Annotated in this window: 10 protein-coding genes; 9 read left to right on the top strand and 1 reads right to left on the bottom strand. The window is 40.0% G+C overall.

The window, feature by feature from the left end:
- The first annotated feature begins 5 nt into the window (after positions 1-5).
- From nuoL to BLU33_RS01510, 9 genes are all read left to right on the top strand, one after another.
- Entirely contained in the window at positions 6-1,901 is a 1,896-nt protein-coding gene (gene nuoL, locus BLU33_RS01470; protein ID WP_091368101.1) for an NADH-quinone oxidoreductase subunit L, read from the top strand.
- Between the two features lie 21 nt (positions 1,902-1,922).
- On the top strand, positions 1,923-3,389 hold the full coding sequence (locus tag BLU33_RS01475; RefSeq protein WP_091368106.1) for a complex I subunit 4 family protein: 1,467 nt from the start codon (positions 1,923-1,925) through the stop codon (positions 3,387-3,389).
- 58 nt (positions 3,390-3,447) lie between these two features.
- Entirely contained in the window at positions 3,448-4,833 is a 1,386-nt protein-coding gene (locus BLU33_RS01480) for an NADH-quinone oxidoreductase subunit N (protein ID WP_091368109.1), read from the top strand.
- Positions 4,834-4,884: 51 nt separating this feature from the next.
- Positions 4,885-5,523, top strand: coding sequence for a DedA family protein (locus BLU33_RS01485; protein WP_091368113.1), 639 nt, complete (start codon positions 4,885-4,887; stop codon positions 5,521-5,523).
- 30 nt (positions 5,524-5,553) lie between these two features.
- A complete protein-coding gene (locus BLU33_RS01490) occupies positions 5,554-6,099 on the top strand; it encodes an inorganic diphosphatase (protein WP_091368116.1) in 546 nt (181 codons plus the stop codon).
- 7 nt (positions 6,100-6,106) lie between these two features.
- Positions 6,107-7,447: a hemolysin family protein gene (locus tag BLU33_RS01495; RefSeq protein WP_091368119.1), complete on the top strand. Its 1,341-nt coding sequence runs from the start codon at positions 6,107-6,109 to the stop codon at positions 7,445-7,447.
- An 89-nt stretch (positions 7,448-7,536) separates the two neighbouring features.
- On the top strand, positions 7,537-8,247 hold the full coding sequence (locus tag BLU33_RS01500) for a 16S rRNA (uracil(1498)-N(3))-methyltransferase (protein ID WP_091368122.1): 711 nt from the start codon (positions 7,537-7,539) through the stop codon (positions 8,245-8,247).
- On the top strand, positions 8,244-8,906 hold the full coding sequence (locus BLU33_RS01505; protein ID WP_091368123.1) for a DUF4159 domain-containing protein: 663 nt from the start codon (positions 8,244-8,246) through the stop codon (positions 8,904-8,906). The genes BLU33_RS01500 and BLU33_RS01505 overlap by 4 nt, the downstream gene beginning before the upstream one ends.
- A gap of 359 nt (positions 8,907-9,265) precedes the next feature.
- A complete protein-coding gene (locus tag BLU33_RS01510) occupies positions 9,266-9,766 on the top strand; it encodes an acetyl-CoA carboxylase biotin carboxyl carrier protein subunit (protein WP_091368126.1) in 501 nt (166 codons plus the stop codon).
- Positions 9,767-9,855: 89 nt separating this feature from the next.
- On the opposite strand, the gene BLU33_RS01515 is transcribed toward BLU33_RS01510, so the two are convergent.
- Positions 9,856-11,430 (bottom strand): SUMF1/EgtB/PvdO family nonheme iron enzyme, encoded by a 1,575-nt coding sequence (locus BLU33_RS01515; protein ID WP_091368128.1) that lies wholly within the window; start codon positions 11,428-11,430, stop codon positions 9,856-9,858.
- Positions 11,431-11,649 lie beyond the last annotated feature (219 nt).

Consider the following 11,649-nt stretch of genomic DNA (forward strand, 5'->3'; position numbering starts at 1 on the left):
AACAAATGGATAAATATATCTGGCTTATTCCTGTATTACCCTTAGCCGGTTTTATTATTAACGGACTTGGCCGTAATACCTTGTCGAAGAAGATGATCGGTTTTATCGGCAGCTTTTTGGTATTTGCATCTTTCGCTCTTAGTGTTGCCGCCTTTTTACAAGTAAGATCAACCGGCGCTTTCAATGTTACTTTGTACGATTGGATCCACGTAGAATACTTTAAAATCCCATTCGCGTTCCTGGTTGATCAGCTAAGTTCAATAATGCTGCTCATCATTACCGGCGTAGGCTTTTTGATCCACCTATACTCTATAGGTTATATGCATGATGATGAAGGCTATGGTAAGTTTTTCGCCTACCTTAACCTGTTCGTATTCTTCATGCTATTGCTGGTTTTAGGTTCAAACTATGTGATACTGTTCATTGGCTGGGAAGGCGTAGGCTTATGCTCATACCTGCTGATCGGTTTCTGGTACAACAACCCCGCTTATGCCGATGCCGCTAAAAAGGCATTCATCATGAACCGCATTGGTGACCTTGGCTTCTTGATCGGCATGTTCTTAATATTCCGGGTGTTCGGAAGTTTTGAGTTTGCAACTGTATTTAAAACAGCTGCCACCATGCACAGCGGGCAGGTTCCATTGTTTGTAATAACCTTATTGCTGTTTATCGGTGCTACCGGTAAATCGGCACAGATACCATTGTTTACCTGGTTACCTGATGCAATGGCCGGTCCGACACCAGTTTCAGCATTGATACACGCTGCAACCATGGTTACTGCAGGTGTTTATATGATAGTGCGTTCTAATATCTTGTTTTCACTGTCTCCGGATATGATGGAGGTGATAGCCATTGTAGGTTTAGCCACAGCAACACTGGGCGCGCTGATCGCGTTAACACAAACCGATATCAAAAAAGTATTAGCCTATTCAACAGTATCACAATTAGGTTATATGTTTTTAGGCTTAGGTGTAGGTGATTATACCGGTGCATTCTTCCACGTAATTACACACGCTTTCTTTAAAGCATTATTATTCCTTGGCGCAGGGTCGGTTATCCACGCGGTTAGCGGCGAACAGGATATGCGCAAAATGGGCGGTTTAAAAGGAAAATTACCATACACCTTCGCAACCATGCTGATAGGTACGATAGCTATATCAGGTATCCCACCTTTCTCAGGTTTCTTTTCAAAGGATGAGATCCTGTACCATACTTACCTGTTCAGCCCTGCAATGTATGTTATAGGTGTTATAGTAGCTATGTTCACATCATTCTACATGTTCAGGTTAATGTTCCTTACTTTCTGGGGAAAATTCAGAGGTACACATGAGCAGGAACATCATTTACATGAATCACCGCTAAGTATGACCATACCTTTAATTATCCTGGCAATATTATCAACTGTAGGTGGATTTTTAGGCTTACCTGAAAGCTGGGGCGGGCATGATTGGTTAGCCGGTTGGTTAAAGCCATTATTGATATCCGTTCCGGGAGCTTCATCTAATGCAGTTCCGCCAAATGAATTATTGCTGATGGGTGTTTCTGCAGGAGTAGCGGTAATTGCATTAATTTATGCTTATAATAAATATGTTAAAAAAGCTACGCTGCCGGTTGCCGATACCGAAGAGCGTTCTTTCTGGGAAAACCTTTCATACAACAAGTTTTATATTGATGAGTTGTACGATGCCATCGTCCGCAAGCCGCTTGATGCGTTATCAACCTTCTTTTACAATGTTGTTGATCGTGCCGGTATCGATGGTTTGGTGAACAGCATTGGAAGAGGACCTGTTGAGGCCAGCAAAGGTTTACGCCTGTTGCAAACCGGTAATGTGGGCTTTTACATCTTCATGATGGTGATAGGTATTATTGCTGTATTAGTATATAGTTTAGTTAGAATATAAACCTTAGCGTTTAAATATAAAATGACGGTTAGTGTATTAATTTTTTTACCGATTATAGCAGCTCTTGCTGTGTTCTTATTGAAAAATGAGATAGCAAAATATGTTGCTTTGTTTTTTGCTGTTGCTGAACTGGCTGTAGCCGGCTGGTTTCTAGCCAATTTTGTACCCGATGCTACCATACAGTACTCTATTAATGTACCATGGATAGTAAAAATGGGCATTTACTTTAACGCAGGTATTGATGGTATAAGTATGGTAATGGTATTGCTTACCACTTTACTGGTACCACTTATTATATTAACAACCTATAAGCACACGTATAAAAACGCATCGGCTTTTTATGCGCTGATATTGTTTATGCAGGCTGGTTTATTAGTTGTATTTACTGCTTTAGACGGATTTTTATTTTATGTAGGGTGGGAAGCAGCGCTTATACCTATCTACTTTATATGCGCTATGTGGGGCGGTCAGAACCGTATCCGTGTTACGCTTAAGTTTTTCATTTACACATTTGCAGGCTCATTATTTATGCTGGTAGGTATTATTTACCTATACATGCAAGCGCCTAACGGTACTTATGACCTGATGCAATTTTATGCTACCAAATTAGACCCGGCACGTCAGAACTGGGTTTTCTGGTCGTTCTTCCTGGCATTCGCTATTAAAATTCCTTTGTTCCCATTACATACCTGGCAGCCTGATACCTATACCGAAGCACCATCAGCAGGTAGTATGCTATTAGCCGGTATTATGCTAAAAATGGGTTTATATGGTTTAATGCGCTGGTTAATACCTAACGCGCCAATAGCATTTTTACATTGGCAAAATTTGGTAATGATACTTGCTGTTATCGGTGTTCTATATGCCGCAATAATTGCCTTCACTCAAAAGGAGGGCAAACGTTTAGTCGCCTATTCATCAATATCACACGTTGGCCTCATAGCCGCTGGTATATTTAGCCTTACCTTACAAGGCACACAGGGCGCAATGATCCAAATGCTTAATCACGGCATAAACGTGGTTGGCTTATTCTTTATCTGGGATATCATCAGCAGGCAAATGAACACCATGGATGTAAACCAGCTGGGTGGTATTGCTAAAGTTGCACCAAAGTTTGCTACAGCATTTTTAATAATTGTTTTAGGAACGGTAGCCCTGCCATTAACCAACGGCTTTATAGGTGAGTTTTTACTGTTGAGCGGTGTTTACCAGTATAGCTTCTGGTTCGGGCTTGTAGCAGGTTTAAGCATCATATTTGGTGCAGTTTATATGCTCAGGATGTACAAGAATGTTATGCAGGGCGAAACCAATGCCCTAACTGCATCTTTTGTTGATGTTAGCGGCTCAGATAAATTAACCCTTATCATAATTTGTATATTAATAATAGGTATCGGTGTTTATCCGCAGCCAATATTACATCTTTCAGAAGCTGCTGTTGACAAATTGCTGTTAACAATAAGCACTAAAGCAATGAATGTTACATTATAACCGGCAAACTGAATTTTGCTTATTAATGATAAATAGAGATCAGATTTAAAGAAAGAAAATGAATACCTTAATAATAATATCTGTTTTACCCATAGTGCTTTTGTATTTGGGTTTATATAAAGCTAAAAAAGCATTGCTGCCGGTTGCTGTTATCGGTTTGCTTGCTGCTTTAGGCTTTGCCCTTGCACAATGGACATCAATTGATGTAGCTCAGCCTATTTACCATGGCATGATGTTGTTTAATAACTATTCAATAGCGTTTTCAGCCATTACTATTATATCCACTATACTTATCCTGTTATTATCAAAAGGTTATTTTGAACGTATAAGCGATCACATTGCCGAGTATTATGCCATTATCCTGTTTTCGTTAGCAGGTATCATTGTAATGGTATCCTATTATAACCTAACCATGCTTTTTATAGGTATCGAGATCATGTCGGTTAGTTTATATATCCTGGCAGGTATTAAAAAGAATGATTTTGCTTCAAATGAGGCGGCTTTAAAATATTTCCTGATGGGTGCTTTCTCAACCGGGTTTTTACTATTCGGTATAGCGCTTATTTACGGTACAACAGGCTCATTTAACTTAGAAGCTATCCGTAACTGGGTAGTGGCCCATCCACGGGGCATGGACCCTATGATGGGTACTGGTATCATGCTGATCATTGTTGGCCTTTGCTTTAAGGTAGGCGCTGCCCCATTCCATTTCTGGACCCCGGATGTATATGAAGGCTCACCAACGCTGATCACCGCGTTCATGTCAACAGTAGTTAAAACTGCAGGCTTTGCAGCATTCCTGCGTTTATTTGCAGAGTGCTTTGCACCAGTAGCTGATTTCTGGATGCCTGCCCTGCTTATCATAACTATATTAACCTTATTCATAGGCAATATTACTGCTCTTTACCAGCAAAGCTTTAAACGTATGCTGGCGTTCTCCAGCATATCACATGCCGGCTATATGCTTTTTGCTATCGTAGCATTAGGCGCAAGCTCGGCAAACTCGGTATTTGTATACGCTACTGCTTATTCAATTGCTTCTATCATCGCGTTTGCGGCCTTAATACTGGTACAACAACAATCAGGAAGCGATAACTTTGAGAGCTTTAACGGCCTGTCAAAAAAGAACCCTTTCCTGGCCCTGGTATTAACTATAGCCATGCTATCATTAGCGGGTATACCGCTTACAGCAGGTTTTATGGGTAAATTCTTTATGTTCTCAAGTGCTCTTTCGCATTACCAGGTTTGGTTGGTTGTACTGGCGGTAGTAAACGCTATTATCAGTATCTTCTATTATTTCAGGGTAATTGTAGCCATGTATTTCCGCACTGCTGAAACCAGCGAAGTACAGATCCCGGCATACTATAGCTTTGTTTTAGGCTTCTCCGCATTAGTAACCATTATTATTGGCGTATATCCAACATTTATTGCGTACCTTATTTAATAATAAGGCATAACTACAAATTGATTTAATATTTGTAGTTTTACATAGTGAATGGAAAGTTTTTGGGAACACCTGCAAAATTTAACGGACGCTCAATCCATCATAAGCAGAGGAGGATTTTTTCTTTTGCTTATCGTTGTTTTTGCTGAAACCGGATTGTTTTTTGGTTTTTTTTTACCGGGAGACTACCTGCTATTTATGGCTGGTTTGCTTTGCGCAAGCGGAATGTTCGATATCCAGATCACTACGCTTATCATTTCATTAATTATAGCGGGAATTTTAGGCAACTACGCAGGCTACTGGTTTGGCTACCGAACGGGGCCAATTTTATTCAACAAAAACGATTCTTTGCTGTTTAAAAAGCGGTATGTAGTAATGGCCGAGCAATTTTATGTTAAATATGGCGGTATGGCGCTAATTTTGGGCAGATTTTTCCCTATAATTAGAACTTTTGCTCCTATCTTTGCAGGAGTTGTTAAAATTGATATTAAAAAGTTTACACTTTATAATATTATTGGCAGCGTAGCATGGGTGGTAACACTATGTTTAACAGGTTACTTCCTAGGTAGAAAATACCCGGATATAACGCATTACCTGGACTATATAATCATTGGATTTTTTGTTGTTACATCTATTCCGTTGATCATCGCTTTTTTTAGAAAAAAAAGCACACAAAGTAAAGTAAGTTAACCCTATAAATAATAAATATAACACTACTAAATGAGCACACAACATCCCTGGCACCAGGTTTCACCCGGAGATAATGTACCCGAAATTGTACAAGCAGTAATTGAAATACCTAAAGGGTCTAAGGCTAAATATGAAATTGATAAGGAGTCAGGTTTATTAAAGCTTGATCGTGTTTTATTTTCTTCTGTAATGTACCCGGCTAATTATGGTTTCATCCCGCAAACTTATTGCGATGATCATGACCCGCTTGATATATTAGTATTATGTTCTGTTGATGTATTCCCAATGTCGATCATCGAAGCTAAGGTAATAGGTGTAATGCACATGGTTGATAACGGCGAGCAGGATGATAAAATTATAGCAGTTGCAAAAAACGACATGTCTGTAAACTATATCAACGACCTGAATGAATTGCCGCCGCATGCCATGAAAGAGATCGTTCGTTTTTTCCAGGATTACAAAAAGCTGGAAGGCAAGAACGTAACGATTGAACATTTACTGGGCTTGCGTTATGCTCACAAAGTAATTCAAGAAAGTATGGAATTGTATAAATCCACTTTCCCTGTGTACCAATAAATAATTAATGGACCCCGCAGAACTCACCGTAAATTATTTTTACCTTTTCCTTACCATTTTCCTGGTATTGTTGAACGGCTTTTTTGTTGCCGCGGAATTTGCCATGGTAAGGGTGCGGGGCTCGCAAATTGAAATAAAAGCCAAAACGGGCAGTCGCCTGGCTAAAACTACCCGTGGCATTTTACATAATTTAGATGGCTACCTGGCTGCAACGCAGCTGGGTATTACCATTGCTTCGCTGGCCCTGGGCTGGTTTGGCCAATCGGTGGTAACAGCCATAATGCTGCACCTGTTTTTATCACTGGGCATTGCTATTACATCTACCCTGGTACTTAACATTTGCCACTTTGTGGCATTCTCGGTTATTACAGTTTTCCATATCACTTTTGGCGAGCTTGCACCAAAGTCAATAGCCATACAGCGTTCCACACGTACCGTAATGGCCATTGCGGTGCCGTTACGCTTGTTTTATGTGGTGTTTAAACCCATTATCTGGTGTTTGAATACCTTTGCCAATTTTATATTGAGAATAGTTGGCATTGATGCCGTGCAGGGTGAAACACACCATAGTTCTGAGGAATTACAATACCTGCTGGATCAGGGTAAGGAAACTGGTGCTATCGACTCAAATGAGCACGAACTGATACAGAACGTATTTGAGTTTAATGAACGTGTGGTTAAAAATATTATGGTGCCCCGTACCAAAATATCAGGCGTTGATATCCATACGGATAAGGACGAGTTGCTTGAAACACTGATAACCGAAGGCTACTCGCGTATGCCGGTTTATGATGATGTGATAGATAAGATCATAGGTATTGTACACGCCAAGGATATCCTGCCTTTACTTGCACGAAATGAGCCGATAATTTTAAAGGACATTATCCGCAAGCCGTATTTTATCCCCGAAACAAAAAAAATAAACGACCTGATGGCCGAGCTGCAGCAAAAACGCATACAGATAGCCATTGTGCTTGATGAATTTGGCGGCACGGCGGGTATGGTTACGCTTGAAGATATAGTTGAGGAACTGGTAGGCGAGATACAGGATGAGTACGATGAGGAAAAACCAATTGTTGAACGTGTAAACGACCGTGAGTTTATCGTAAATGCCCTGGCACCTATTTATGATGTAAACAGCCACCTGCCACATGATCTGCCGGAGGACGGTGATTATGATACCGTATCGGGCTGGTTGGGTGATATATTTGGTAAGATACCTGATGTAGGCGAACAAAAGGAATCAAACGGGTATAACATTACGGTACTACGTAAATCCGACCAGAATATTGAATCAGTAAAGCTTGAGCTGCTGATTAATGAAGAAGATGCTGTAGATTTACACTAATTAGAAGCAAGAGTTAGAAATCAAGCTTAAAATACCAGTAATAAGTTTTCTTATCTTGACTCATGATTCTTAAATCTTGATTCCATACAATGCATCTTTTTTACACCCCGGATATTGAACCCTCACACCCCCAATATTTTCTTAGCGAAGAGGAAAGCAAACACGCTGTAAGGGTTTTGCGCCTGAATGTTGGCGACAAAGTGCAGTTAATCGATGGTAGAGGTGGCTTATATACCGCTGAAATTAAAGACGCCCACCCTAAAAGAACCATCCTGCAAATTACTGATGTGGTAACCGGCTTTAACAAGCGGAATCATTACCTGCATATAGCCATTGCCCCCACAAAAAATATTGAACGTTTAGAATGGTTCCTTGAAAAAGCAACCGAGATAGGTATTGATGAGATCTCGCTTATCATCTGTCAGCGCTCCGAGCGTAAAGAGGCGAAAGTTGACAGGTTAAATAAGATCATAACCTCGGCCATAAAACAATCCTTAAAAGCTTACCACCCCATATTAAACGAGCCGGAACCTTTGAGCAAATTACTATCCCGAAGCTTTGACGGGCAGAAATTTATAGCGCATTGTGAGGAAAGTGATAAATCGAATCTGAAACAGGATATCAGCCTAAATGGCAAATATTTAATTTTAATAGGTCCGGAGGGGGATTTTAGTCCGAAGGAAATTGAGGATGCTTTGCATAATGATTTTAAAGCCATAACTTTAGGTCAAAGTCGTTTAAGAACGGAAACCGCTGCTTTGGAGGCTTGTTTTGAAGTAAACTTTTTAAACCGCGAATGAGAAAAGGCATTTATATAGGCGTTGCATTGTTAATATTGTTTGTAATGAGCAGCTTTAATGACCCTACCTATAAAATGGCTAAGCTAAAATACAATGGCGGCGGCGATTGGTACGGTGATCGCACAGCCCTGCCCAATCTCATCAAATTTTGCAACGAGAATTTAAAAACCAATTTTCAATTACAGGACGAAGTAGTGGATGTTGGCAGTGCCGAAATATTTAATTATCCATTTATTTTCATGACCGGCCACGGCAATGTGATCTTCTCCGACCAGGAAGCGCAGAACCTGCGTGCTTATTTAATAGGCGGCGGTTTTTTGCATATCGATGATAACTACGGCCTCGACCAATTTATAAGGCCGCAAATGAAAAAGGTTTTTCCGGAGCTTGATTTTGTGGAGCTGCCGCTCAATCATCCCATCTATCACCAAAAATATAGCTTCCCCAACGGGTTGCCCAAAGTGCATGAGCACGATGGTAAACGGGCCCAGGGTTTTGGCTTGATCTATAAGGGGCGCCTGGTGTGTTTTTACGACTATCAGTGCGATTTAGGCAATGGTTGGGAGGATTATGGCACATACGCCGGCGATACCCAGGAAACACGCTTAAAAGCCCTTAAAATGGGCGCTAATATGATCCAATATGTATTTACGCAGTAGGGCGAAGCTAAACCAGGATTTGTTGACTTTTTATTTCCTAAATCAATCCCAATGAGAAGAATATTTGCGAGTAGCAATAGTGACAAATTAGTCTTTTGGCAAAAAGTATATTTTTGCTTCAATATCATTGGGTTATGTAGTACGGTTTTAGCAAATGCATTTAAAAAAGATCTTTTGCCATATAGAACTATTATATCAATTTATTTACCAGTAGTATTGTTAATTTGGATAGTTGCTATGATTATGGTTTTCATCTTAAAACGTAAAATAAATTCAAACTGAGACACTACAGATTGATTGAATTTTAAGAATTTTATGATACTATTGTTTGCAGCATATTAATCTCTAATCTTTAAACTATGTACAAGATAAAAGTAAACGGCAAATATGATTACGAGATAGATAATAACGGCAAAGGTTTATCTATTAATAATGAACCTGTAAATGCTGATATGAGGCAGATAAACGCGTCTTCATGGCATATCATCAACAAGTTGCAATCGTACAATGCTGAGGTGATAAGTTTTAATGCTGCTGAAAAAACAGCGGAGATAAAAGTGAACAACAATATTTACACCGTAAGCGCTAAAGATCAGTTTGATGTATTGCTGGATAAACTTGGCCTGAGCTCCCTTAATAATGCTAAGGTTAGCGAGGTAAAGGCGCCTATGCCCGGTCTGGTACTTAAAGTGTTTGTTGCCGTAGGCGATGAGGTTAAAAAGGGGGATAACCTGTTTATACTGGAAGCCATGAAAATGGAGAACATCATTAAAGCTCCCGCAGATGTTACCGTAAAAACTGTAAAGCTAAAACCAGGCGATAAAGTAGAAAAAGGCCAGGTACTGCTGCAATTCAATTAATTTAATCCTATCCTTAAAAAGGTCTTAAAAAGAGAAAGGCGAAAGATTTAAGAACCTTTCGCCTTTCAGCTTTTATCTTTCAGCCTAAATTATTTGGCTACAAATTTCTTAGGTTTTTTAACACTGAAGTGAGGTTTACCATTCGGGTTCATCTCAGCTGCACCAACCATATCCATAGCGCAACGGAAACCAACTTCGGCACTTGCATTGTCCTCATCCATAAAACGGCGGGTTGCAGGGTTTAACCAAAATGCAAGGTCGTTCCATGATCCACCTTTGTAAACTTTACTGTGGTCATTAACCAAAGTGGTAGTACCATATAACGCTTGGTTTACAGTATCAGCATAACCACGTTGATCCGGGTTGTATGCTTTGCCAGCCAAGGCATCTTTTGGTGCCGCTTGTGCTGCTTTTTTAATTGAATCAGTTTGCTGCTGCTGAGCTATGATCTCACTGTATTTTAATTTTTTACCTGATGTAGCCGGATCATATACCGGGCGACCGTATTTGTCTTTAGCATAGATACCTTTTGTAGGATCGGCTAAACGTTTGTTGGTGTACTCATTACCACGGAAAGGATTGAAATCCTCAACCTCATCAAATGAAGTTTGGCGGTAGGTATCCTGTACCCATTCGTTTACGTTACCAGCCATATTATATAAACCAAAATCATTTGGTGGGTATGACCTTACTGGTGCGGTAATATCAGCCTTATCGTTCAGGTAACCACCTACACCGGCGTTATCACCTTCACCACGTTTAAAGTTAGCTAATATTAAACCCCTGGTTTTCCTTTTTGGTGAGCGTACGCCTAAACCATTCCATGGGTATATTTTGCCATCGTTAATGTTTTCAAACTGGGTGTTTCCGGCTAAAGCAAGCGCTGCATATTCCCATTCGGCCTCTGTAGGTAAACGGTAAGCTTGTTTTAATATACCATCTTCCATACGGGCAGGGCGAACAGCTTTACCTTTGGCATTTGGATTTAAATCCGGTAACATTTTTTTACCATCAATACCGGCGCCTCTAACCTGGCCATTTAAATACATATCTGTATTGAAAGTTTCCTGGTTATTGTTTTTGCCTTTGTTATCTTTTACGGTTGCAAGCATACCTTTTTGCTCTAATATATACTCATTAGCGCGGTCGGTACGGTAACGGCAATAATCTTGTGCCTGATCCCATGATACACCAACTACCGGGTAATCCTGGAAAGCGGGGTGGCGTAAATAGTTGTCTACATAAGGCTCGTTATATGATAATGGTCTGCGCCATACTAATGTATCAGGCAGGGCATCATAGTAATATTCATGGTCATTAGGGTAAGCAATGCTTATCCAGTGCAGGTAATCCAACCAATCCTGGTTTGATACTTCGGTATCATCCATATAGAAAGATGGTATGGTAACACGCCTGCGCACATTGTTATAATCGTAAGCAACATCCTGATCGGCACTGCCACCCAAAACAAAGGTACCGCCTTCAATGGCAACCATACCCGGGCCCGGTGAGGGATGTGTTTGGCGAAACTTTACATATCCGCCATTATTCCTGTCGTTGTAAGGTATCCCTGTTTTTTCAGATTGCTGATGTTTAGCACAACCACTTATCAGGGCCCCTGCAGCTAAAAGTACTAAAGCAGTTTTAGTAAAAACTATCTTCATATTTTCACAATTATTTTATATGTATGAATCGTTAAAATTAAAAAAATTTCATTAAAAATGATAAATTTTATGGCCTAAGCGCCATTAAAATAAACCGCCTTTTGGCTTTTAAACGTAAATAACTTCAATTGTGTTACATACATCGCCATATTTATGGCTTAAAGATAACTTATATATACTTATAAGCCAAAGTATATTTATATATTTGAAACACACATT

Origin of the sequence: Mucilaginibacter mallensis, from assembly GCF_900105165.1 — a bacterium.
Taxonomy (GTDB): Bacteria; Bacteroidota; Bacteroidia; order Sphingobacteriales; family Sphingobacteriaceae; genus Mucilaginibacter; species Mucilaginibacter mallensis.

Bases quoted from the DNA above. Each gene is read 5' to 3' on its own strand.
- nuoL (WP_091368101.1), top strand. From the start codon at position 6: ATGGATAAATATATCTGGCTTATTCCTGTATTACCCTTAGCCGGTTTT.
- BLU33_RS01475 (WP_091368106.1), top strand. From the start codon at position 1,923: ATGACGGTTAGTGTATTAATTTTTTTACCGATTATAGCAGCTCTTGCT.
- BLU33_RS01480 (WP_091368109.1), top strand. From the start codon at position 3,448: ATGAATACCTTAATAATAATATCTGTTTTACCCATAGTGCTTTTGTAT.
- BLU33_RS01485 (WP_091368113.1), top strand. From the start codon at position 4,885: ATGGAAAGTTTTTGGGAACACCTGCAAAATTTAACGGACGCTCAATCC.
- BLU33_RS01490 (WP_091368116.1), top strand. From the start codon at position 5,554: ATGAGCACACAACATCCCTGGCACCAGGTTTCACCCGGAGATAATGTA.
- BLU33_RS01495 (WP_091368119.1), top strand. From the start codon at position 6,107: ATGGACCCCGCAGAACTCACCGTAAATTATTTTTACCTTTTCCTTACC.
- BLU33_RS01500 (WP_091368122.1), top strand. From the start codon at position 7,537: ATGCATCTTTTTTACACCCCGGATATTGAACCCTCACACCCCCAATAT.
- BLU33_RS01505 (WP_091368123.1), top strand. From the start codon at position 8,244: ATGAGAAAAGGCATTTATATAGGCGTTGCATTGTTAATATTGTTTGTA.
- BLU33_RS01510 (WP_091368126.1), top strand. From the start codon at position 9,266: ATGTACAAGATAAAAGTAAACGGCAAATATGATTACGAGATAGATAAT.
- BLU33_RS01515 (WP_091368128.1), bottom strand. From the start codon at position 11,430: ATGAAGATAGTTTTTACTAAAACTGCTTTAGTACTTTTAGCTGCAGGG.